Source organism: Aeromicrobium sp. CTD01-1L150 (assembly GCF_041951745.1).
In the GTDB taxonomy this organism is placed as follows: Bacteria; Actinomycetota; Actinomycetes; order Propionibacteriales; family Nocardioidaceae; genus Aeromicrobium.
The window spans coordinates 3,075,225-3,098,002 of record NZ_CP169555.1 but is presented as its reverse complement, the minus strand read 5'-3'; the positions used below and the strand labels follow the sequence as shown (position 1 = coordinate 3,098,002).

The 22,778-nt window shown below is 69.6% G+C and carries 20 protein-coding genes; 16 read left to right on the top strand and 4 right to left on the bottom strand.

What is annotated here, in order from left to right; genetic code table 11:
• Positions 1-59: 59 nt before the first annotated feature.
• On the top strand, positions 60-794 hold the full coding sequence (locus tag ACEVFP_RS15330) for an ABC transporter ATP-binding protein (RefSeq protein WP_375000308.1): 735 nt from the start codon (positions 60-62) through the stop codon (positions 792-794).
• 1 nt (position 795) lies between these two features.
• Entirely contained in the window at positions 796-1,587 is a 792-nt protein-coding gene (locus tag ACEVFP_RS15325) for an ABC transporter permease (protein WP_375000307.1), read from the top strand.
• A 16-nt stretch (positions 1,588-1,603) separates the two neighbouring features.
• Here the strand turns inward: ACEVFP_RS15325 and ACEVFP_RS15320 are convergent, their stop codons facing one another.
• Complete coding sequence (locus ACEVFP_RS15320; protein ID WP_375000306.1) at positions 1,604-2,602, bottom strand: MsnO8 family LLM class oxidoreductase; 999 nt, start codon at positions 2,600-2,602, stop codon at positions 1,604-1,606.
• A gap of 83 nt (positions 2,603-2,685) precedes the next feature.
• Here ACEVFP_RS15320 and leuS point away from each other — a divergent pair, with 83 nt between their 5' ends.
• The 7 genes from leuS to holA all read left to right on the top strand — a co-directional run bounded on the left by leuS (position 2,686) and on the right by holA (position 12,412).
• Positions 2,686-5,472, top strand: coding sequence for a leucine--tRNA ligase (gene leuS / locus ACEVFP_RS15315; protein WP_375000305.1), 2,787 nt, complete (start codon positions 2,686-2,688; stop codon positions 5,470-5,472).
• A complete protein-coding gene (locus ACEVFP_RS15310; protein WP_375000304.1) occupies positions 5,472-6,323 on the top strand; it encodes a DegV family protein in 852 nt (283 codons plus the stop codon). Before leuS ends, ACEVFP_RS15310 begins: the two co-directional genes overlap by 1 nt.
• A gap of 110 nt (positions 6,324-6,433) precedes the next feature.
• Positions 6,434-7,255: a helix-hairpin-helix domain-containing protein gene (locus tag ACEVFP_RS15305; protein ID WP_375000303.1), complete on the top strand. Its 822-nt coding sequence runs from the start codon at positions 6,434-6,436 to the stop codon at positions 7,253-7,255.
• Positions 7,252-9,540 (top strand): DNA internalization-related competence protein ComEC/Rec2, encoded by a 2,289-nt coding sequence (locus ACEVFP_RS15300; protein ID WP_375000302.1) that lies wholly within the window; start codon positions 7,252-7,254, stop codon positions 9,538-9,540. Before ACEVFP_RS15305 ends, ACEVFP_RS15300 begins: the two co-directional genes overlap by 4 nt.
• A gap of 43 nt (positions 9,541-9,583) precedes the next feature.
• Complete coding sequence (locus ACEVFP_RS15295; protein ID WP_375000301.1) at positions 9,584-10,750, top strand: hypothetical protein; 1,167 nt, start codon at positions 9,584-9,586, stop codon at positions 10,748-10,750.
• Complete coding sequence (locus ACEVFP_RS15290) at positions 10,747-11,382, top strand: hypothetical protein (protein WP_375000300.1); 636 nt, start codon at positions 10,747-10,749, stop codon at positions 11,380-11,382. Before ACEVFP_RS15295 ends, ACEVFP_RS15290 begins: the two co-directional genes overlap by 4 nt.
• A gap of 58 nt (positions 11,383-11,440) precedes the next feature.
• Positions 11,441-12,412 (top strand): DNA polymerase III subunit delta, encoded by a 972-nt coding sequence (gene holA, locus ACEVFP_RS15285; RefSeq protein WP_375000299.1) that lies wholly within the window; start codon positions 11,441-11,443, stop codon positions 12,410-12,412.
• 62 nt (positions 12,413-12,474) lie between these two features.
• Here the strand turns inward: holA and rpsT are convergent, their stop codons facing one another.
• Entirely contained in the window at positions 12,475-12,732 is a 258-nt protein-coding gene (rpsT, locus tag ACEVFP_RS15280) for a 30S ribosomal protein S20 (protein WP_375000298.1), read from the bottom strand.
• Positions 12,733-13,119: 387 nt separating this feature from the next.
• On the opposite strand from rpsT, the gene ACEVFP_RS15275 reads away from it, so the two are divergent.
• The 7 genes from ACEVFP_RS15275 (at position 13,120) to hemW (ending at position 21,406) form a co-directional block, all read left to right on the top strand.
• Complete coding sequence (locus ACEVFP_RS15275) at positions 13,120-13,281, top strand: hypothetical protein (RefSeq protein WP_375000297.1); 162 nt, start codon at positions 13,120-13,122, stop codon at positions 13,279-13,281.
• A 36-nt stretch (positions 13,282-13,317) separates the two neighbouring features.
• Positions 13,318-15,189 (top strand): translation elongation factor 4, encoded by a 1,872-nt coding sequence (gene lepA, locus ACEVFP_RS15270; RefSeq protein WP_375000296.1) that lies wholly within the window; start codon positions 13,318-13,320, stop codon positions 15,187-15,189.
• Between the two features lie 96 nt (positions 15,190-15,285).
• Positions 15,286-16,098, top strand: a complete 813-nt coding sequence (locus ACEVFP_RS15265; protein WP_375000295.1) for a class I SAM-dependent methyltransferase — start codon at positions 15,286-15,288, stop codon at positions 16,096-16,098.
• A gap of 142 nt (positions 16,099-16,240) precedes the next feature.
• Positions 16,241-17,578, top strand: a complete 1,338-nt coding sequence (locus tag ACEVFP_RS15260; protein WP_375000294.1) for a hypothetical protein — start codon at positions 16,241-16,243, stop codon at positions 17,576-17,578.
• Between the two features lie 32 nt (positions 17,579-17,610).
• Positions 17,611-18,240 carry an MOSC domain-containing protein gene (locus ACEVFP_RS15255; protein WP_375000293.1) on the top strand — a complete coding sequence of 210 codons (630 nt, stop codon included), beginning with the start codon at positions 17,611-17,613 and terminating at the stop codon, positions 18,238-18,240.
• A 124-nt stretch (positions 18,241-18,364) separates the two neighbouring features.
• Positions 18,365-20,203, top strand: a complete 1,839-nt coding sequence (locus ACEVFP_RS15250; protein ID WP_375000292.1) for an AMP-dependent synthetase/ligase — start codon at positions 18,365-18,367, stop codon at positions 20,201-20,203.
• Complete coding sequence (gene hemW, locus ACEVFP_RS15245) at positions 20,204-21,406, top strand: radical SAM family heme chaperone HemW (RefSeq protein ID WP_375000291.1); 1,203 nt, start codon at positions 20,204-20,206, stop codon at positions 21,404-21,406.
• Positions 21,407-21,455: 49 nt separating this feature from the next.
• On the opposite strand, the gene ACEVFP_RS15240 is transcribed toward hemW, so the two are convergent.
• Both ACEVFP_RS15240 and ACEVFP_RS15235 read right to left on the bottom strand, forming a co-directional pair.
• Positions 21,456-22,313 (bottom strand): DUF3097 domain-containing protein, encoded by an 858-nt coding sequence (locus ACEVFP_RS15240; protein WP_375000290.1) that lies wholly within the window; start codon positions 22,311-22,313, stop codon positions 21,456-21,458.
• Complete coding sequence (locus ACEVFP_RS15235) at positions 22,306-22,731, bottom strand: hypothetical protein (RefSeq protein ID WP_375000289.1); 426 nt, start codon at positions 22,729-22,731, stop codon at positions 22,306-22,308. Before ACEVFP_RS15235 ends, ACEVFP_RS15240 begins: the two co-directional genes overlap by 8 nt.
• Positions 22,732-22,778: the final 47 nt, after the last annotated feature.

Here is a 22,778-nt window from a genome sequence, read left to right as displayed (position 1 = left end):
CACTTCTGGCGACGGCCCGGCACTCCCTAGCGTCGGAGGCGACCGGAAGGAGGGCCGCGATGCCCGTCGTGGAGATCGAGAACCTGACCAAGAGGTACGGCAGCACCACAGCCGTCGCCGACGTGAGCCTGAGCGTCGACGAGGGAGAGATCGTGGGTGTGCTCGGGCCCAACGGGGCCGGCAAGACCACCACCGTCGAGGCCCTCGTCGGGCTGCGGCGCCCCAGCAGCGGGACGGTCCGGCTGTGGGGGACCGACCCCTTCCGGCGCCGGCGGCTCGTGCGACCCCACGTCGGCGTGCAGCTGCAGAGCAGCCGGTTCAACGGCTACCTGAGCGTGCGGGAGCTGCTGACGCTGTTCTCCTCCTTCTACCCTGATCCCCGGCCGTCGGAGGAGCTTGTGGAGGCGCTGGGCCTGACCGACGTGCTCCGGACACGGTTCGACGACCTGTCCGGCGGCCAGCAGCAGCGGCTCTCCATCGCCATCGCGCTCGTGGGACGGCCGCGCCTGGTCGTCCTGGACGAGCTGACCACCGGCCTGGACCCGCATGCCCGGCGCAGGGTCTGGTCACTGGTCGAGGAGCTGCGTGGCGACGGCGTCACGGTGATCCTCGTCAGCCACGCCATGGACGAGGTCGAGAAGCTGTGCGACCGCGTGCACGTCCTGGTGGACGGCAGCGTGCGGGCCACCGGCAGCCCTGACGCCGTGACCCGCGAGGCCGGAGAGGACGACATGGAGTCCGCCTACCTGGCCCTCACCGGACACCGTGCCGACGAGCTCGAGGAGATGGTCTGAGATGTCCACGACGGATTTCGCCCCCACGGCACACCGCCTCGGGCTGAGAGCCTGGCTGGCGCTGGTGGTGAGTGAGCTCAAGTGCGTCGCGCGGGACACTGCGGGGCTGCTGATCCCGCTGGGTCTGCCGGCATTGTTCCTGACGATGTACGGCCTCGGGGGCGGCGCGGAGTCCGGTTCGGGTGATGAGTCCACCGGTGCGAGCATCCTCGATGTCTTCGGCATCCCGCTGGCCGTGGCGATGGTCCTGTGCCTCATCGGGGTGGTGAACATGCCGAGCTTCCTCGCCACCTACCGCCGCACGGGGGTGCTGCAGCGTCTCTCCGTCACACCGGTGGAGCCGGTCCACGTCCTGGTGGCCCAGGTGCTGGTCAGCGTCGTCCAGTCCGCCGTGGGCATCGGCATCGCCATGGGGGTGGCCGTCATCGGATTCGGGGCCCGGCCCCAGGGATCGGTGCTGGTGTTCGTCGGTGTCGTCCTGCTGATCGCCGCGGCCATGTACGGCATCGGCATGGTGGTGGCGGCGATCTCCCCGTCGCCCAACAGTGCCGTGGCGATCGGCATGGTCGGCTTCTTCGGGATGGGCGCCACCGGTGGACTGTTCGGACCCATGGACAACCTCCCGGCGGTCATGGGTGAGATCGGGTCCCGGCTGCCGTTCGGTGCCGGGATGGAGGCGGTCAACGCCGCTTGGACGGGGACGGGTGTCTCCGGTGGGGACCTGGTGGCGCTCGCCGTGGCGGCCGTCCTCGGACTCGTCGTCGGCGTGATGACCTTCCGCTGGGACCGCTGATCACTCCTGACCCGCCCTACGGAGCCGGGGTCGCGCGGGGCACGCGCCCGAACAGCGCGGCGAGCGCCTCGTCGGATGCCGCCTGGTCACCGGGGTCGAAGGTCGACGACCAGGCCAGGAGCTCGTCGGCGCCGGTGCGCTCCAGCACCTCGTCGAGCTGCTCGCCCACGGCATCGGGGTCGCCGGCCACGGCCGCGTCGAGGGTGCGCTGGATCGAGCGTCGACGCCGGTCGGTGAGCTGTAGCTCCCGCAGCTCCTCGAGACTTCGTAGCGCCTCGAAGGAACCCGTCTCGCGGGACAGGGCCATGGCCCAGGCTTCCGGCAGCAGCAGCTCACGGGCCCGCTCGGTGCTCTCGGCGACCATGACGTCGACGCTCACCAGCACCTGCGGACGGGTGCCGTCGTGGGCGACGAACTCCTCGCGGTAGCGCTGCAGCAGTGACGGGTCACGCAGCGCCGGGCCTCCCACCACCACGGGCAGACCTGCTCGGGCTGCGACGGCGACGCCCTCGCCCGTCGCCAGCACCAGCACCGGCGGTCCGGTCACGGCAGGGCGTGCGGTCACCGGGCCGGTCCCGTCGAGGTAGGACCGCAGCTCGGCCACGTCCTCGGCGAAGCGGCCCACGTCGGCCTCGCGGACGCGCAGGGCGTCGCGGACGGCAGCGGTGAATCCGAGCGACCGTCCGATCCCCAGGTCGATGCGCCCGGGGTGCAGCGCCTCCAGCATGAGTGCCTGCTCGGCCACGACGACCGGCTGGTGGAGCGGCAGCATGACACCGCCGGAGCCCACCCGGATCGTCCGGGTCCGGGCTGCGACGGCCGCCATGAGGACGGTCGGGCTGCCGCTGGCGATGCCGGGCACGGCGTGGTGCTCGGCCACCCAGAACCGGTCGTAGCCCAGCTCCTCGGCCCGCGCGGCCCGCTCGACGGTGCGCTCCAGTGCATCGGCGTCCTGCTCACCCGCACGGGTGCGGGACCGGTCCAGGATCGAGAGCCCGAGGCCGTTGCGTTCCACGTCCGGATCAACGCCGCGCGGTGCTGGCCCATTCCGTGGGTGCTCCTCCGGAACGTCGCAGGCCGGCCCGATAGCATCGCCCGGTGAGCACGTCCGAGACCCCCACGACCACCCCGCACCGCTACACCGCCGATCTCGCCGCCGAGATCGAGGCACGGTGGCAGGACCGGTGGGACGCCGAGGGTGCCTTCCACGCCCCCAACCCGGTCGGCGACCTCGCGATCGAGGGCCAGGACCTGCCCGAGGACAAGTTCTTCATCATGGACATGTTCCCGTACCCCTCCGGATCGGGCCTGCACGTCGGGCACCCGCTCGGGTACATCGCGACGGACGTGATCGCCCGGCACCGGCGGATGACCGGCGCCAACGTCCTGCATGCCATGGGGTTCGACGCCTTCGGCCTGCCGGCAGAGCTGCACGCCATCTCCACCGGCGAGCACCCGCGAGCCAACACCCTCGCCAACATCACCACGATGCGCCGGCAGCTGCGCCGTCTCGGCCTCGGCCACGACGACCGTCGTACGTTCGCCACGATCGACCCGGAGTTCATGACCTGGACGCAATGGATCTTTCTGCAGATCTTCGAGTCCTGGTACGACGACGAGCAGCAGCGCGCCCGGCCGATCAGCGAGCTCGTCACGAAGCTGGGCACGGACGACCCCGACATCATCGACAGGTACCGCCTTGCCTACGTGAGCGACTCGCCGGTCAACTGGTGCCCGGGCCTGGGCACCGTCCTGGCCAACGAGGAGGTCACCGCCGAGGGTCGCAGCGAGCGCGGCAACTTCCCGGTGTTCCGTCGCCGCATGCGCCAGTGGAACCTGCGGATCACCGCGTACGCCGACCGGCTGATCGATGATCTCGACCACGTCGACTGGCCCGAGTCCGGCAAGCTCATGCAGCGCAACTGGATCGGCCGCTCGCACGGAGCCAACGTCACGTTCCCAGCCGGCGACGTCGACCTCGAGGTCTTCACCACGCGTCCAGACACGCTGTTCGGTGCCACGTACATGGTGCTCGCTCCCGAGGCGGAGGCCGTCGATGCTCTGCTGGCGAGCAGCTGGCCGGACGACGTGGACGCACGCTGGACCGGCGGGGCCGCCACTCCTGCGGAGGCCGTGGCCGCCTACCGGGCCGCTGCGGCCGCCAAGTCCGACCTGGAACGTCAGGAGAACAAGGAGAAGACCGGCGTCTTCACCGGCTCGTACGCCGTCAACCCGGTGAACGGCGAGCAGATCCCCGTCTTCGTGGCCGACTACGTACTGGCCGGCTACGGAACGGGCGCCATCATGGCGGTGCCGGGGCAGGACCTGCGCGACTGGGAGTTCGCCGAGGCGTTCGGTCTGCCCATCGTGCGCACTGTCGAGCCGCCGGAGGGGCACGAGGGCGCCTTCACCGGTGACGGGCCGGCGATCAACTCGGCGAACGACGAGATCTCCCTCGACGGCCTCGACGTCGACGCCGCCAAGACCGCGATCATCGCCTGGCTGGAGGGCAAGGGCGCCGGCACCAGCACCACGACCTACCGGCTGCGCGACTGGCTGTTCAGCCGCCAGCGCTACTGGGGCGAGCCCTTCCCGATCGTCTACGACGAGGATGGTCATCCGCACGCGCTGCCGCAGTCCATGCTGCCGGTCGAGCTGCCCGAGGTCCCCGACTACTCGCCGCGCACGTTCGCCCCTGACGACGCCGACTCCGAGCCGGAGCCGCCGCTCGGCCGCGTCCGCGAGTGGGTCGAGGTCGAGCTCGACCTCGGCGACGGCCCACGCCGCTACACGCGCGAGACCAACACGATGCCCAACTGGGCCGGCTCCAGCTGGTACGAGCTGCGCTACACCGACCCGCACAACGCGTCGATGGTCACCGACCCGGCGAACGAGCGCTACTGGATGGGGCCTGATGCCACCCGCCCCGCCGGCGGCGTGGACTTCTACATCGGCGGCGTGGAGCACATGGTGCTGCACCTGCTGTACGTGCGCTTCTGGCACAAGGTCCTGTTCGACCTCGGGCACGTGAGCAGCTCCGAGCCGTTCCACCGGCTGTTCAACCAGGGCTACATCCAGGCGCACGCCTACACCGACGAGCGCGGGTCCTATGTCCCTGCCGAACAGGTCGTGGCCGAGCCGGGACCCGACGGCCCCACGTACACCTACGAGGGCCGTCCGGTCACCCAGGAGTACGGCAAGATGGGTAAGAGCCTGAAGAACGCCGTCACTCCGGATGAGATGTACGCCGAGTTCGGGGCCGACACGCTGCGTGTCTACGAGATGAGCATGGGACCGCTGGACCAGTCGCGTCCCTGGGACACCCGAGCGGTGGTGGGCTCGCAACGGTTCCTGCAGCGAGTCTGGCGTCTCCTCGTCGATGAGGAGACCGGGAAGCTGCTGGCCACCGAGGACGAGCCGGCCCTCGACTCGCTCAAGGCGCTGCACCGTGCCATCGACGGCGTGAGCACCGACATGGAGCACCTGCGCTTCAACACGGCCATCGCCAAGCTGATCGAGCTGACCAACCAGCTCACCAAGGCCGATGAGCACTCCCGCACCGTGCTGGAGCCCCTCGTGCTGATGCTCGCGCCGTTCGCGCCGCACCTGGCTGAAGAGATGTGGTCCAGGATCGGCCACGACGAGGTCCTGGTCCGTGAGCCGTACCCCGTCGCCGATCCCGCGTTCTTGGTCGAGGACTCCGTCACCTGCGTCGTGCAGGTGCAGGGCAAGGTGCGTGCCAAGCTCGAGGTGTCGCCGTCGGCCGGCGACGACGAGCTCACCGAGCTCGCGCTCGCCGAGGCCAACGTGCAGCGGGCGATCGACGGCCGCGACGTCCGCAAGGTCGTCGTCCGGGCCCCCAAGCTGGTCAACGTCGTGGTCTGATGACTGGCTCGCGCATCGCCGTCGTCACGGACTCCACGGCCTCCCTCGACCCCACCGACGCCGAGCGCGAGGGCATCACCGTGCTGCCCCTGAAGGTGGTCATCGGGGCGGACACGTTCACCGAGGGCATCGACGTCACCCCCGAGGTGATCGCCGAGGCGTTGCGCGAGTTCGTGCCCGTGAGCACCTCGCGGCCGACTCCGGAGGAGTTCCTCGCGGTGTACGAGCAGCTGGCCGCCGACGGCGCGACGTCGATCGTCTCGGTGCACCTGAGCGCCAAGATGTCCGGCACCTTCGAGTCGGCGCAGCTCGCGGCAGCGCGGGCCCCGGTTCCCGTGATGTGCGTCGACTCCACCCAGGTGGGCATCGCCACCGGGTTCGCCGCCGGTCGGGCGGCCCGCTCCTGTGCCGAGGGGGGCTCCGAGGCCGACGCGGTGGCCGCCGCCCTGGGCGCCGGCGAGGCCTCCACCGTCCTCATGTACGTCGACACCTTGGAGTACCTGCGCCGCGGAGGACGTATCGGCTCCGCCGCCGCGCTCATCGGCTCGGCCCTCGCGGTCAAGCCCCTGCTGACGATCAGCGACGGCGCCGTGGTGCCGCTGGAGCGGGTCCGCACCACCGGCAAGGCGCTCTCGCGTGTCGTGGCGCTCGCGGCCGAGGCCGCCGAGGCGGCACCGGGTGACGTCGAGATCGGCGTCCAGCACCTGGCCAACGCCGAGGCGGCCGAGGACGTCGCCCGTCGGGTCGCGCAGACGCTCGGCCTCGAGCAGGTCCCGGTCAACGAGGTGGGTGCCGTCATCGGTGCGCACGTCGGCCCGGGCATGGTCTCGGTCACCGTCACACCGTTCTGAGCGCTTCAGGCCGACCACTCGACGTCCACAGGCCCCACGTCGTGACGGGCTCGTCCACAGGGCTCGTCGATACCGGCCGACCAGGGGACGGATCGCTCTAGCGTCGAGATGTGAGGGGACAACAGCCAACCGAGGCCGGCGAGACGCGCGCGGAGGTCGCTCGTCGTCGCCTCGCCCAGCTCAACGCATCCTTCCTCGCCTCCGCCGACCCGCCGTCGTCGAGCGTTGCCGTCGGTGAGGCCACCGCCGACGACCTCTCCAGCGCCACGGTCGGGCACCGCGCCGAGACGGCACGACGCCGGCCGGCGCTGCATCCGGTGCACCTGAGGGTCGTGGCCGCCCTTGCGGTCGCCGCTGGTGTGCTGCTCACCTGGTGGGTGCTCGCCGAACGTCCGCGGGTGGCCGACGTGGAGGATCCTGTCGACCTCACCGCGCCCGCGGCCTCGGAGTCCGGTGACGCCGACGCGGACGCGGACGCGGACGGTGGGGCAGGCCAGGAGGGGGAGGTCGTCGTCGACGTCGCCGGCAAGGTCAAGAAGCCGGGCATCGTGGTGCTGCCCGCAGGTGCCCGTGTCCACGAGGCCATCGAGAAGGCCGGGGGGCTCAAGGGCCGGGTCGACACGACGTCCCTCAATCTCGCCCGAGTGCTCACTGACGGCGAGCAGGTGCTCGTGGGAGTCGAGGCCGCAGGCCCCCCGGCCCCCTCGTCCGGCGCAGGGGCCGGAGGTGGTGGGGGGCCCGGACCGGTCAACCTCAACACCGCCACGCAGGAGGAACTGATGTCCCTGCCCGGAGTCGGTCCGGTGACGGCCGAGGCCATCATCGGGTGGCGCGAGGAGAACGGCTCCTTCTCATCGGTCGACGACCTGCTGGAGGTCAGCGGCATCGGCGAGAAGACGCTGGCTGACCTGCGCGAGCGCGTGACGGTGTGACGGGCGACCGACGTCTCGTCGCCCCGGCAGCACTGTGCTGGCTGGCCGTCGTGCTGCTGGTCGCCCGCTCCAGCACCACCGCGCTCGTCGTGGCGCTCACGTGCATCACGTCGGCCGGGGTGCTGTGGGGGCGAGGGCTGGTGCTGAGTCGCAGTGGTGCGGTGGCTCGCACGCTCCTGCTCAGCATGCTCTGCCTGGGGGCGGTGGCGACGTCGTGCGCCTGGCGGCTCGCCGGGGTGGAGTCCTCGCCGCTGACGGAGCTGGCCGAGCAGCGTCGCATCGTCACCGCCGAGGTCAAGGTGGTCCTGGATGCGCGGTCCTTCTCCCGGTTCGGCTCCACGTCATCGGTGGCGGGAGTCGTGGTGCGGCGGGTGCAGGAGGGTGACGGACGCCCGATGGCCGTCTCGGACCGGGCGACCGTGTTCTTCGACGAGCCGGCCGACGACCTCGTCACGGGCCGGCGCGTCGTCGTGCGAGGGCGGCTCGCGCCCAGCGACGCCGTCGGGGAGGCCGCGACGCTCGACGCCCTGGAACGTGGCAGGACGCTCGAGGCGTCGTGGTGGTGGGAGGGCTCGGAGCACCTGCGGCAGGCCATCCGGGACGCCGTCTCCCACATGGGTCCGGCCGAGGCCGCGCTCGTCCCGGCGCTCGTGGCCGGCGACGACGCTGCACTGCCGGAGGAGGTGGAGGAAGACTTCCGGCGCACCGGGCTGACCCACCTGCTGGCGGTCTCGGGCACCAATCTGACCATCGTGCTGGCGGTGGTGCTGGCCCTGGCCCGAGCGGCCCGTGCGCCACCGCGGGTGCTGCTGCTCGTGGGTGTGGTGGGTGTCGTGGGCTTCGTCCTGCTGGCCCGGCCCGAGCCGAGCGTCCTGCGAGCAGCCGGGATGGGCCTGGTCGGGCTCGCCGCCGTCGGCTACGGCGGCCGCGGGGGGCTGCGGGCGCTGGCCGTGGCCGTCATGGCGCTGCTCTTCCTCGACCCCTGGCTCTCGACGACGGTCGGCTTCATCCTCTCGGTGTGCGCCACGGCGGGCATCCTCATCATCGCGCCACCGATGACGGCCCGACTGCGGTCATGGCTCCCGCACTGGGTCGCGGTGGCGATCGCGGTGCCCTTCGCCGCCCAGCTCGCCTGCACCCCGGCGATCGCCGCGATCTCCCACGAGGTCTCGCTCGTGGCCGTCGCGGCCAACCTGCTCGCCGGCCCGGTCGTGGCGCCGGCGACGGTCTTCGGGCTGTTCGGCGGTCTCGTGGACCTGGTGTGGCCGTTCGGCGGCCGCCTGCTCGGCACCGTCGCCGGCCTGTCCTCCACCTGGATCGTCGGGGTCGCCCGCTGGTCGGCGAGCCTGGACGGTGCTGCCGTCCCGTGGACCGCGCACTGGTGGGTCCTGGTGCCGCTCGTGCCGGTCGTCGGCTGGTTGACGTGGAGGTGGGCGCACCGGCCGGTCGTCATGGTGGGTCTCGTGCTGGGCCTGGCCGTCGCGCTGTGGCGCCCGCCCCAGCCTGGCTGGCCACCGCCAGGCTGGCTCGTGGCGGCGTGCGACGTCGGTCAGGGGGACGCCACCGTCCTGCGGATCGACGACCGCTCGGCGCTGCTCGTCGACGCCGGACCGGACGGCACCGCCGTCGACCGCTGCCTGCGTGGTCTCGGGGTTCGTGAGCTGGCCGGCGTCGTGCTGACCCACGCCCACGCCGACCACTTCGGGGGTTTCGGCGCCGCCGTCGAGGGGCGTGGGGAGCCCACGGTCCTGGTAGGTGTCTCCGCCGTCGAGACACCGGGCCACGAGCAGCGGACGCTCGCCACGGGCGACTCCTTGCGGGCCGGCCCCTGGTCCCTGCAGGTGCTGTGGCCGCCGCCGGGAGACGCCGTACCGCCGGACGCTGGGTCACAGGACGCTGGGCCGGAGGACTCCGGTGCGAACGACGCCAGCCTCACCCTGCTCGCCGAGGCGCAGGGGGTCTCCTTCCTGCTCACCGGTGATCTCGAGCCGGCAGGGCAGGAGGCGCTGCTGCGCGAGGTCGGCGAGGTGGGGGCCGACGTCCTCAAGATGCCTCACCACGGCAGCTCCCGGCAGTCCGAGCGGTTCTTCGCAGCCGTCGCGCCGCAGGTGGTCACGATCAGCGCCGGGCGGGACAACGAGTACGGGCATCCGTCCGGGGCTGCGTTGGACCTCCTGCGTGAGGTGGGTGCCAGGTGGTGGCGTACCGACCTGGACGGCGATCTCGCGGTCGTCGTGCGGGACGGACGGCTCAGCGTGGCGACGCGTGGCGGTTCCGAGCGCTAGCCCGCTAGCATCTGGATCGATGAGCTGACAGGGGACGAGCGTCATGGTCGAGAACTTCCAGGACTACCAGGACCTGCACGGCGTGGACTCGTCCGGGATCCGTGACGCGGCGGAGGACCCGCGGCAGAACGCCGCTGCTCTGCAGTCCCTGGCCGAGGAGCTGGGGCGGGACGAGGCGGCGGTGGAGAGGCTCGATGACGCGGCCGAGTCGGTGGCCTCGACGTTCGAGGAGGGTCCGACCGATGCCAACGTCAAGCAGCTCGTCCTGGCGGGGCACATTCCCTTCGCCTTGGCGACGCTGTGGCCGCAGCTGACCTTCACTGACCGTGAGCGGGAACGAGCCCTGGCCAACGGGGCCGAGACGTCGGCGCGGGCGATGCTCAACGACTTGATTGCGGCGGGCCTGGTCGATGAGCACGAGGTCGAGGAGGACGACCGGTACTTCCAGTGGCTCCTCAACGCCGCGCGACGCGACGTCGACTACCGGACCCTCACCGAGATCATCCGCGACCATGACGTCGACCCGTCGTCCTTCGACGTCCTTGAGGACATGGAGGAGTTCATCGACCCGGACGGCAAGTCCTTCTTCCTGCTGCCCGACGACATCAGCGGCGAGGACGCCCGTCACGCCGTCATCATGACCTACATCCTCAACGCCGGGACCGACTATGGCACAGCGGACGAGGGACACCGCACCGACAACGACTTCGAGGAGACGCCGTACTCCTCGGCCGAGGTCCAGCGCATCATCGAGCGACAGGGTGCCAACGGCTGGAGCTACTCCATGGATGTCGGGTTCGTCCATGGCAACGGCGGCCGCATGGTCACCACGCCCAACGCCATCATGATGGGACTGGGCGGCAACTGGCTCCAGGGTCGCTTCAGCGCCCAGGGTGGCACGGCGTGGGGTGACATCTTCATGGTCAACATCGACAACCCCGACGACGAGCGTCAGATGCTGCAGGACATCGTGGAGAGCGGGGTGCGGCCCTACAGCGACTCCGACCACGGCCCGGGTCGTCCGGGTGACGACGGTGACCGTGACCTCGACCGTCTCCTCCACCACGAGGAGCGGCACTCCCAGCAGTGGGCCGCCTTGGGGTACAGCCGCTTCCTCGAGCAGTACATCCTCGCGGCAGCCTGGGAGAAGCTGGGCGGCACCAACTGGTTCGAGGAGGACGCAGGCCTGGCGGACGGTGGTTACGAGTGATCCTGTTCGGTCTCGGCGCCGTCGTCTGTGTCGTCGTCGGTCTCGTGCTGATCGGCGCCGGGTCGTCGTCCGTCAGTGGTCGGCGTCGCTGGTGGCTGGCGGTGGCGGGTGTCGTGGTGGCCGGCCTGCCATTCTTGGTCCTGTGGGCCTTCCTTGCCGGGCAGCCGCGCCCCCTGCAGCCTGACGCGCCGACCCAGGCTGGCCTGCGCGTCGACGACGGTGACCTGGCAGTGTGGACAGGGGCGGAACCGTGCGAGGACGTGGGGCGGCTCTTCGTCAAGTTCAGGACGTCCGAGCCGCGAGTCTCCGACGAGCTCCGACTGGACAGTGACGTCGGCGGAGCCCGGCTCGGACCGTTCTGGGTGCAGGAGCTGCAGGAGGACCCGCCGGAGCCACTGGAGATCGAGCAGCGGCTGCCCGCATCGTTCGACCTGGCCGACTACGAGACCGTCACGATGATCGGGCTCTGGGGCGGCAGCGTGCCCCTGGAGCCGGTTGTCGCCGCGTCCGCCGACCATCCGGGCGAGTACTGGTTCGGGGAGGATCTCGGGTGGATGACTGCGAGCGAGGCGGCTGAGCGTGACGGAGAGGATTTCTACTCCCCCTGCGCCACGGACATGACCTTCGAGTGAGGTGACCAGTACGACGAGCGGTCGTCAGACTGTCCGGACCGGTCACTAGGCTGGCGCCATGGCGTCGGCGTTCGGCAAGATCCTGCTCATCACGGGCAACGCGGAGTTCCTCTCCGAGCGCACCCGGGCGCGGGCCGTGGCGGCCATCGCGGGCGAGGACGCGCAGTGCGAGGTGGCCACCGCCACGGCCACCGGGCTCGGTGCGGGGGAGATCGCCGGGCTCACCAGTCCGTCGCTGTTCAGCTCCTCCAGCGCCCTGGTGATCACCGAGCTGCAGGACCTGCCGGATGCCGCGCAGGCCGAGCTGCTGGAGTACGCCAAGGCGCCGTCGCCCGAGACGGCCGTCGTGCTCGTGCACGGCGGAGGGCAGAAGGGCAAGGGCCTGCTGGACAAGCTGCGCGCCCAGTCGGCGGTGCACGAGGTCAAGCACGAGGCCCCCAAGTACGAGCGCGACCACGCGCGGTGGGTGGCCACCGAGCTGCGTGACCTCGGGGTGCGCATCGATGAGCAGGCGGCCACCTTGCTCGTGGCCTCCGTGGGTCAGGACCTGCGGGCCCTGGCCGGCGCCGCCGACCAGCTCGCGGTGAGCGTCGAGCAGGGGGCGGACATCACCGTCGAGGTGGTCCGTCGCTACTTCGGCGGGCGGGCAGACGTCCGCGGCTACGAGATCGCCGACGCCGCGATCGACGGACGGCTCGCTCTCGCCCTGGAGCAGGCCCGCTGGGCGGAGACCGCCAAGGTGGCGCCCGTGCTGGTCACCAGCGCGGTGGCCTCCGGCCTGCGCTCGCTGGCGCGGCTCGCCGATGCACCCCAGGGTCTCGCCCAGGGTGATCTCGCCCGCCACGTCGGCGTCCCGCCGTTCAAGCTCAAGGTCATGCGCCGTCAGCTCGGCAGCTGGAGCCCGGCCGCGCTGGCCGCTGCGCTGGACGCCGTCGCCCGGGCCGACCTCGATGTCAAGGGCGGCGCGTCCGATCCCGCCTTCGCGGTGGAGCGCATGGTCCTGCAGGTCTCGGCTGCCCGCGGCCGCTGACGTCCCAGGAACGACGAACGCCCCCGATGATCACCGGGGGCGTTCCTCGTGTGGTGCCTGACTCAGAGCTGGGCGGCCTTCTTGGCGATGGCCGACTTGCGGTTGGCAGCCTGGTTCTTGTGGATGACGCCCTTGGACGCAGCCTTGTCCAGCTTGCGGGTGGCCTCGGCGGCCAGAGTCTTGGCGTCGTCGGAACCGCTGGCGGCGGCCTCGTTGAAGCGACGGACCGCGGTCCGCAGCGTCGACCGGACGGACCTGTTGCGCTCGCGCGCTGCCTCGTTCTGCCGGTTGCGCTTGACCTGCGACTTGATGTTCGCCACGTGGCTGACCTGTTCTCTCGTGCTTGCAGTGAAAAAGTGTGTGGGCATGCCGACAGGCACGCGATCGGCCACTCTACCAGCGGCCTCGCCGGTGCCCCAAATCCCCGTACTCCCAAGCCCCCGTACTCAGGTCTGACGTGCTCGGCGCCGGACCCAGGTGAGGGCATCCTCACCGGGATCGTCTACGACGGCCCGTCGTAGAGTGCCGGGCATGGACACGCTGTACGACATCCTGGTCTGGATCCACGTCGCCGCATGGGCGGTCGTCCTGCTCGGCTACGTCAAGGACATCAAGGGCCCGGCCGTCAACGGCTTCATGTCGCACGGACTGACGGTGGCCTTCCTGCTCGGCATCGCGCTCACCGTATCGCCTCGGCCAGTGACGCCGTGGACGACCCGAACAACCTCAAGGTGGCGGTCAAGCTCGTGGTGGCCCTGGTCGCCGTCGGGCTGGCGCACTCCACCCGCAAGAGGGGTGCGCCCAACCCGATGGCGCACGTCGTGGCGGCTCTCGTGGTGCTGAACGTCGTGCTCGCCTACGCCTGGTAGGAGCCGACGCCGCCCGGATGGGAAGATGGGCCCACCATGACGCCTACCTCGCCATCTGGCGCTGCGCCGCTGCCCGGAGCCACGCCGCCGTCGATCCTGCGCAACTTCTGCATCATCGCGCACATCGACCACGGCAAGTCGACCCTCGCCGACCGCATGCTCCAGCTCACCGGCGTCGTCGATGAGCGTGCCGCCAGGGCGCAGTACCTCGACCGCATGGACATCGAGCGTGAGCGCGGCATCACCATCAAGAGCCAGGCCGTGCGGATGCCGTACACCAAGGCCGGTGGCCAGGATGCGGGCACGCAGTACGTGCTCAACATGATCGACACCCCCGGACACGTCGACTTCACCTATGAGGTGAGCCGGTCGCTGGAAGCGTGCGAGGGAGCGATCCTGCTGGTCGACGCTGCCCAGGGGATCGAGGCGCAGACCCTCGCCAACCTCTACCTGGCGATGGAGGCGGACCTGCACATCATCCCGGTGCTCAACAAGATCGACCTCCCGGGCGCCCAGCCGGAGAGGTACGCCGAGGAGCTGGCGCACATCCTCGGCGGGGATCCGAGCGACGTCCTGCGCGTCTCGGCCAAGACCGGTCAGGGCGTCGGGGAGCTGTTGGACCTCATCGTCGACGAGGTCCCCCCGCCGGAGGGCGACGCGGACGCACCGCCCAGGGCCATGATCTTCGACTCCGTCTACGACACCTATCGCGGTGTCGTCACCTACGTCCGCGTCGTCGACGGCAAGCTGAGCCACCGCGACAAGATCAAGATGATGTCCACCGGCGCGGTGCACGAGATGCTCGAGGTCGGTGTCATCTCCCCGGAGCCCGTCAAGGCCCAGGAGATCGGCGTCGGGGAGGTCGGCTACCTCATCACCGGGGTGAAGGAGGTGCGCCAGAGCCGGGTCGGCGACACCGTCACGTCCAACAGCTCGGGGGCCGAGAAGCCGCTCAGCGGCTACCGGCACCCCAGTCCGATGGTCTTCTCGGGGCTGTACCCGATCGACGGCGACGACTTCTCGACGCTGCGCGACGCGCTGGAGAAGCTCCAGCTCAACGACGCCGCACTCGTCTACGAGCCGGAGTCCTCCGGTGCACTCGGCTTCGGCTTTCGCATCGGCTTCCTCGGGCTGCTGCACCTGGAGATCGTGCGTGAGCGGCTGGAGCGCGAGTTCAACCTCGACCTGATCAGCACCGCCCCCAACGTCGTCTACCGGGTCGAGCTGGAGGACGGCAGCGAGCACGTCGTCACCAACCCCAGCGAGTACCCGACGAACGGCAAGATCGCCGCCGTGCACGAACCCGTCGTCTCGGCCACGGTGCTGGCGCCGTCGGAGTACATCGGCGCCATCATGGAGCTCTGCCAGGCGCGCCGCGGGCAGCTCGGTGGCATGGACTACCTGTCCGAGGACCGGGTCGAGATCCGGTACACGCTGCCGATGGGCGAGATCATGTTCGACTTCTTCGACGCCCTGAAGAGCCGCACCAAGGGCTATGCCTCCTTGAACTACGAACCGGCGGGGGAGCAGTCGTCGGACCTCGTCAAGGTCGACATCCTGCTGCAGGGCGAGATCGTCGACGCCTTCAGCGCGATCGTGCACCGTGACTCCGCCTACGCCTATGGCGTCGCGCTGGCCGGCAAGCTCAAGGACCTCATCCCGCGCCAGCAGTTCGAGGTGCCGATCCAGGCTGCCGTCGGAGCGCGCATCATCGCCCGCGAGAACATCCGTGCCATCCGCAAGGACGTCCTCGCCAAGTGCTACGGCGGCGACATCAGCCGCAAGCGCAAGCTGCTGGAGAAGCAGAAGGAGGGCAAGAAGCGCATGAAGATGGTGGGGCGCGTCGAGGTCCCCCAGGAGGCCTTCATCGCCGCTCTCTCGACGGGGGAGACGAGCACCAGGTCCTGAGGACGGCTCCTTCGGGTTCCGGCTCCGGTGCTCTCGGCCTGGCACTAGGCTGACGCACACCATCTGTGGACGGAAGCGGGAGCGATGCTGGAGCGAGTGAAACGAAGTGCGCGTGATCGTCTGATCCGGGCCGTTCTCGAGGCGAACGAGGCTCAGGCCGCCGAGGTGCGCGAGTCCCTGGACATCGCGAGGGGACTGCGTGGCGAGGTCGCGAAGCTCACCGAGCAGACGGCGGCACTGCAGCGTCGGGTCGTGGAGTTCGAGACCCGTCAGCGTCGGGACCTCCACGCCGCCGCTGATCGAGCGGCCGTCGAGTCCAGCGCCGAGTACGTCGGTGCCCACTTCTTGCACGCGAAGGCGTTGCCGTCACCGCACGAGACCCTCCGTCATGCCGTGGAAGCGGCGCCGACGGGGGGCCTGGCTCTGGAGTTCGGGGTGGCCTCGGGCAGGACGGTGCGCATCGTGGCCGAGATGCGCGAGGAGGTCGTCTACGGGTTTGACGTGTTCTCCGGCCTCCCGGAGGCGTGGCGGCCCGGTTTCCCCGAAGGCATGTTCAGCGTGGAGGAGCTTCCCGAGATCGACGGGGTCGAGCTCGTCGTGGGGCTCTTCGAGGACACCTTGCCAGGCTTCCTGCAGGAGCATCCCGGACAGGTCGACCTTCTCCACGTCGACTGTGACCTCTACAACGCGACGGTGACGGTGCTGGAGGCCGTTGGTCCGCGCCTGCGGCCCGGTTCGATCGTCGTCTTCGATGAGTACTTCAACCACCAGAACTGGGAGTCCGGTGAGTTCCAGGCCTGGGCGGAGCACGTGGAACGCACCGGTCTGACGTATGAGTACATTGCCTACAGTCGTGCCAACGAGCAGGTGGCGGTCCGCATCCTCACCACGCCGGATGAGCCATCCTGAGAGAGCGATTGCCACGGACCGGATCGGCGAACGGGCGCTCAGGAGCCTGTGCGCTGTGCGCGACCTGACCTGGATTGGCTGAATTTCGTGTGACTGGTCCGGCATCGACGTAAGGTGTCGCGTTCACCGACAAGGGAGCGGCATGTCCGAGGAAACCTGGCACGAAGCTCGTCTGATCCCGACGTCGGGCATCAACGGGAAGCAGGAACAGGAACGGCGCGCCACCTCGGCGCTCCTGGCGGTTCTGGGTGTAGTGCCTGAGTTCTCGAAGTCGCTGTTGAGCAAGCTAGGCGCCCCTTCCGGGAAGGCGGCGACCTACATCGAAGTTCCTTTCGAGGCGGGGGACTCAAAGTTCTACCCCGACGGGCTGATCCGGGTGACGCGTGGTCAGAAGGAATGGACTGCGCTTGTGGAGGTGAAAACGGGGAAGAACTTCTTGGAAGCCGGACAGCTTGAGCGGTACCTCGACATCGCGCGCAGCCAAGGCTTCGACGCCCTCATCACGATCAGCAACGAGCTCGTCTCGATTCCCGGCCATCATCCGATCCAGGTCGACAAGCGAAAGCTCCGCAAGGTCGCGATGCACCATTGGTCCTGGACCTATGTGCTTTCCGCAGCAATCATGCAGAAGGAACACCGCGGAATCGAAGACCCAGAGCAAGCATGGATTCTGGGTGAGCTCGTTCGGTACCTGGAGCATGACCGGTCGGGAGCGCTCCAGCTGGACGACATGGGACAACAATGGGTGGGAGTTCGGGACGCGGTCCACGCTGGAACCTTGCGTTCGAACGACTCGTACGCGCCGGAGATCGTCTCGCGTTTCGACGCCTTGCTGCGCTATGCGAGCCTGGCCCTTGGCCAGAAGCTGGGTGCCGACGTCACTCAGCACCTGAGCAGGGCGGAACTGGCTGATCCGGGCACACGGGTGACAGCAATGGTTGGTCAGCTGGTGGAGAAGGGCCAGCTGAGTGGTGCCGTGCGCATCCCCCATGCCCTGGGGCCCCTGTACCTCGTCGCGGACCTGCGGGCGAACAAGGTGACCTGGTACGTCGACATTCAGGCACCTCGTGAGGGGCGGGCCAAGACGCGTGTGAATTGGCTGGTGCGGCAGCTGAAGGAAGCCCCTGGTGATCTCCGGATCGAGGTCTTCCAAACCCGGGCGAGGGGGAGCGTCGCGGCGGAGCTCTTGAGCGCAGTGCGAGAGCAACCGGAGTTGTTGACCGGTGATCCCAACCGTGAGATGAAGTCATTCCGCGTGGCCCTGTCCGTTCCGATGGGTGGCAAGCGGGGACGGGGGCAGGGGGCCTTCATCGACTCGGTCCTTGACTCGCTGGACAGGTTCTATGCCGAGGTTGTTCAAGGGCTCAAGGAATGGGTGGCCAAGCCTCCCCGCCTTCGGGAGGCGGAGAAGGGAGAGCCCGTCCCGCCGCAACTTGTGTCCACCGACCTTTCGTCGCAGGACGGGCCTGAGTCCGCCTGAGGAGACAGTGCCTGCCTGTAGGGTTGCTCGGCGTGGCGGCAACCGTCGAGTCGGTCAACATCGGGACGACCCGTGACGTGCCATGGGGATCGCTCAAGCGCTCGGCGATCGACAAACGGCCGACGTCGGGCCCGGTGCGGGTCCGTACGCTCGGCGTCGAGGGCGACGAGATCGCCGACCTGGAGCATCACGGCGGTCGTGACCAGGCTGTCTACGTCTACGCCGCCGAGGACCTCGCAGCATGGGCGAAGCTGCTCGGCCGTGACCTCCGCCCGGGCCAGTTCGGGGAGAACCTCACCACGCGCGGCCTCGACGTGCAGGGAGCGCGGATCGGCGAGCGATGGCGCATCGGCTCGGTCGTGCTGGAGGTCAGCGACGTCCGCATCCCGTGCTCGGTCTTCCAGGGCTTCCTCGGGGAGCCGAGGTGGGTCAGACGCTTCGCCGAGCACGGCGTGCCCGGTGCCTATCTGCGGGTCGTGGAGGAAGGAACGCTCTCGGCCGGCGACCCCGTCGTCGTGGTCGAGCGGCGCGACCACGACCTCACCGTCGGCCTGACCTTCCGTGCGCTGACGACCCGCCGTGAGCTGCTCGCGTCGTTGGCGGCCGAGCCTCGCGCATCGGCCAAGATCCAGGGCAAGATCGCAGCACTGCCCAAGCACTGAGGAACGGACGTGACAGGTGTCACGAGGTCCGCTGATCACCGGGCCACGCCCTGCGACGTGACCGGCGAGTAGGTTAGGGTGAGCCGCACCACACCCCCTACGCGCCGACATGTGAAGGACGTCCATGCCGACCACCGCCACCCCTGAACAACTCCAGCTCGTCGAGGATCGCGCCTCCAACGTCGCGCAGATGTTCTTCGACCGCGTCGCTGCCTCACCGAACCGCGAGGCCTACCGCTTCCCCGACGCCGATGAGAACTGGCACTCCCTCACCTGGTCAGAGACCGGGAACGAGGTCACCAAGCTCGCCGCCGCGCTCCTCGCGCTCGGCATCGAGCCCGAGGACCGCGTCGCGATCGTCTCGGGCACCCGCTACGAGTGGATCTTCGCCGATCTCGCCATCAACGCCGCGGGCGCCGCCACCACCACCGTCTACCCCACCACCACGGTCGACGACGAGGTCTACATCCTGTCCGACTCGGCCAGCCGCATCGTCTTCGCCGAGGACGACGAGCAGGTCGAGAAGCTGAAGGCCAAGAAGTCCGAGCTCCCCGACGTCATCAAGGTGGTGACGTTCGACAGCACGCTCAACGACGGCGACTGGATCATCTCCTTCACCGACCTCGAGGCACTGGGCGCCGAGCACCTCGCCGCCAACCCCACAGCCGTGGAGGATCGCGTCGCGACGATCGAGCCCGGCCACCTCGCCACCCTCATCTACACCTCCGGGACCACCGGCCGGCCCAAGGGCGTCCGGCTCAGCCACGACGGCTGGACGTACGAGGGCGCGGCCATCGCCGCGGGCGGATTCCTGAGCATCGACGATCTGGAGTTCCGTTGGCTGCCGATGGCGCACTCCTTCGGCAAGGTGCTGCTCACCACCCAGCTGCAGGTCGGGTTCCCGGCCGCGATCGACGGCCGCGTGCCCAAGATCGTGGAGAACCTCGCCATCGTGAAGCCCACCTTCATGGGTGCGGCACCCCGCATCTTCGAGAAGGCCTACGGCCGCATCGTGGGCATGATGGAGGAGGAGGGCGGCGCCAAGCTCAAGATCTTCCGCTGGGCCGAGGGCGTCGGCCGTGAGTACTCCAAGGCGCAGCGTGAGGGTCGTTCGATCGGTGTCGGTCTGAAGGCCAAGCACGCCGTCGCCGACAAGCTCGTCTTCAGCAAGATCCGCGACCGCTTCGGCGGCCGGGTCCGCTTCTTCATCTCCGGGGCCGCCGCCCTGTCCTCCGACATCGCCGAGTGGTTCCACTCCGCGGGAGTGCTGATCCTCGAGGGCTATGGCCTCACGGAGTCCTCGGCCGGCTCCTTCGTCAACCACCCCGACGCCTTCAAGCTCGGCTCGGTGGGACTGCCCATGCCGGGCACCGAGGCCCGCGTCGCCGAGGACGGCGAGATCCTCATCAAGGGCCCCGGCGTCATGGGCGGCTACCACAACCTGGAGTCCGAGAGCGCCACGACGGTCACCGAGGACGGCTGGCTGCACACCGGCGACGAGGGTCGCGTCGATGAGGACGGCTTCCTGTTCATCACCGGACGCAAGAAGGAGCTGTTCAAGACCTCCGGCGGTAAGTACGTCGCCCCGCCGCACATCGAGGGCATCTTCAAGGGGATCAGCTCCTTGACCAGCCAGATCGTCGTGCACGGCAGCGAGCGCAACTTCTGCTCCGCGCTCATCACGCTCGATCCCGACGCCGTGGCGGAGTGGGCCGAGGCCAACGGCATGAGCGGCAAGTCCTACACCGAGGTCGTCCGGTCCCCGCAGATCCAGGAGATCATCTCCGGGCAGATCGAGGAGCTGAACTCGCGCCTCAACCAGTGGGAGACGATCAAGAAGTGGGCCGTCCTGGACGACGACCTGTCGGTCGAGTCCGGTGAGATCACGCCGAGCATGAAGGTCAAGCGCAACGTCGTGGAGGCCAACAACAAGGCGTTGCTGGATTCCTTCTACGCTGACTGAGTGAACGCTGACGAGGGGCCGGACGTTGCTGACGTCCGGCCCCTCGACGTTCCCGCGGCCGATGGCCGCTTCGGCGTGTACGTGCACGTGCCGTTCTGCTCCGTACGGTGCGGCTACTGCGACTTCAACACCTACACGGCCGATGAGCTGGGGGAGGGGGCCACGCGTGCCTCCTACGCCGACACCGCCGTGGCCGAGGTTCGACGGATGGCCGCCACGGTGGGGCCACGCCCCGTCGAGACGGTGTTCTTCGGTGGGGGGACGCCCACGCAGCTGCCCGCTGAGGACCTCGTGCGCATCGTGCGGGCCATCGACGACGAGCTCGCGGTGGCGCCGGACGCCGAGGTCACGAGCGAGGCCAACCCGGACAGCGTCACCCCGGCGTCCCTCGCGACCATGCGGGCCGGCGGGTTCAACCGGATCTCCTTCGGGGTCCAGTCAGCCGTGCCGCACGTCCTCGCGACACTGGATCGCACCCATGACCCGGAGCGGGTTCCACAGGCGGTGCAGTGGGCGCGTGAGGCCGGGTTCGAGCAGGTCAGCGTGGACCTCATCTATGGCACGCCGGGGGAGTCGATGGACGACTGGCGCACCAGCCTGGAGGCGGCGGTCGCGCTCGAGCCCGACCACGTCAGCGCCTACGCGCTGATCGTCGAGGACGGGACCGCCTTCGCCCGCAAGGTGCGGCGCGGCGAGGTGACGATGCCTGACGACGACGAGACGGCCGACAAGTACCTCCTGGCCGACGATCTCCTTACCGCGGCCGGGCTCGGCTGGTACGAGCTGTCCAACTGGGCCACCGGCGAGGCCGCGCGGTGCCGGCACAACCTTCTGTACTGGCGCGGCGACGACTGGTGGGGCGTCGGTCCGGGCGCCCACTCGCACCTGCGTCACGGAGACGCGTCCGCCCGGCGCTGGTGGAACGTCAAGCACCCGGCGGCGTACGCGCAGCGTCTGACGGCCGGTCAGTCTCCCGAGCACGACGGTGAGGACATCGATGCCGCGACCGCCCACGTCGAGCGCGTCATGCTCGAGGTTCGGCTGCGCGACGGGCTCGCCCTGGAACAGCTCGACGCGGACGCACGCGACGTTGCCGCCGACCTGGAGCGTCGTGGCCTGTGCGTCCTGGCAGAGGGTTCAGTGGTCCTCACCCGGTCGGGCCGGCTGCTGGCTGATGCGGTGGTCCGAGAGCTCCTGCCCTGATGCATCGTCCCCTGATGCATCGTCCAGGTGCCCCGATGGGGTCGGGACCTCAGGCGGGCGCGGTGACGAAGTCGATGAGCTCCTCGACGCGGCCGAGGAACTCCGGCTCCAGGTCGGTCCAGGAGTCCACCCGCGACAGGATGTACTGCCAAGCCCGGGCGATATGGGCCTGGTTCTCGTGCGGCCACCCGAACGCTGCGCAGACACCGCGCTTCCACTCCACGGACCGGGGCACGCTCGGCCACTCCTCGACGCCGAGCCGATGGGGCTTGACCGCCTGCCACACGTCCACGTAGGGGTGGCCGACCACCAGGACGTGGGCCCGTCCCGAGAGCTGCTCGGCGATGCGGGACTCCTTGGAACCCGGCACCAGGTGGTCGACGAGGATCCCCAGCCGTCGGTCGGCCGTGGGGGAGAACTCCTCGACGACGCCGACCAGGTCGTCGACGCCGTGCAGCATCTCTACGGCGACGCCCTCGACCCGCAGGTCGTGGCCCCAGACCTTCTCGACGAGCTCGGCGTCGTGCTTGCCCTCCACGAGGATGCGGCTGGGCAGGGCGACCTTGGCCCGGTGGTCGCTCACCAGCCGGGAGCCTGACGCAGAACGAGTCGGAGCCTTGGGCGTCTTGGGAGCCGGGGCGACGAGCGAGACTGGACGTCCCTCCAGCAGGAACCCCGGGCCGAGCTCGAAGGTCTTGCGGCGGAGCCGCCGGTCCTCCAGCGTCACGGTGCCGAGGTCACGCTCGACGCCGACGATCTCACCACAGAACCCGCTGGATGCATCCTCGACGACCAGACCCTTGTCGGCCGTCTGGTCAGTGGTGCGTCCCCGCGGTGGCGTGCGCCAGTCGCCGGCCAGCACGTCTGTGCCGTATCGGTCGCTGCCGCTCCGGGGCCCATCACCCATGGAGCACCCCCAGGAGTCGCTGGTGGAAGTCCTCCACGTCGGCGCGTGACACCTCGCCGGCCGAGGTCAGCACGCGAGTGCGTTCACCCATCAGGCCGACCGCCAGGTCGAGCGCCTGCGGCCAGGCGGGACGCACCTGGCTGGGCGGCTCGGCGGCGTAGAGGTCACCGAGGGAGACGACGTCGTGTTCCTGGACGACGAGCACGAGCTCGCCGCCTTCAGGGCCGTCTCCGACGTGGACCACCTCCACGAAGACTCCGCCGAGGTCGGCGGCCCAGGCCGAGCTGAGGGTGCCACCGCGGGACTCGTGGACGACGGTGGTCCCGTCGTCCAGGCGGACCTCGCGGGGCCGGTGGGACAGGGTTCGTTCGGTCCCCGTGACGATGACGGCATCGTCGGCGACAGAGATCTCAGGCACCTCGTTAGACTGGCACTTGGCCCAAGCGAGTGCCAGACGACGCGCGG

Bases quoted from the DNA above. Each gene is read 5' to 3' on its own strand.
- ACEVFP_RS15330 (WP_375000308.1), top strand. From the start codon at position 60: ATGCCCGTCGTGGAGATCGAGAACCTGACCAAGAGGTACGGCAGCACC.
- ACEVFP_RS15325 (WP_375000307.1), top strand. From the start codon at position 796: ATGTCCACGACGGATTTCGCCCCCACGGCACACCGCCTCGGGCTGAGA.
- ACEVFP_RS15310 (WP_375000304.1), top strand. From the start codon at position 5,472: ATGACTGGCTCGCGCATCGCCGTCGTCACGGACTCCACGGCCTCCCTC.
- ACEVFP_RS15295 (WP_375000301.1), top strand. From the start codon at position 9,584: ATGGTCGAGAACTTCCAGGACTACCAGGACCTGCACGGCGTGGACTCG.
- holA (WP_375000299.1), top strand. From the start codon at position 11,441: ATGGCGTCGGCGTTCGGCAAGATCCTGCTCATCACGGGCAACGCGGAG.
- lepA (WP_375000296.1), top strand. From the start codon at position 13,318: ATGACGCCTACCTCGCCATCTGGCGCTGCGCCGCTGCCCGGAGCCACG.
- ACEVFP_RS15260 (WP_375000294.1), top strand. From the start codon at position 16,241: ATGTCCGAGGAAACCTGGCACGAAGCTCGTCTGATCCCGACGTCGGGC.
- ACEVFP_RS15250 (WP_375000292.1), top strand. From the start codon at position 18,365: ATGCCGACCACCGCCACCCCTGAACAACTCCAGCTCGTCGAGGATCGC.
- ACEVFP_RS15240 (WP_375000290.1), bottom strand. From the start codon at position 22,313: ATGGGTGATGGGCCCCGGAGCGGCAGCGACCGATACGGCACAGACGTG.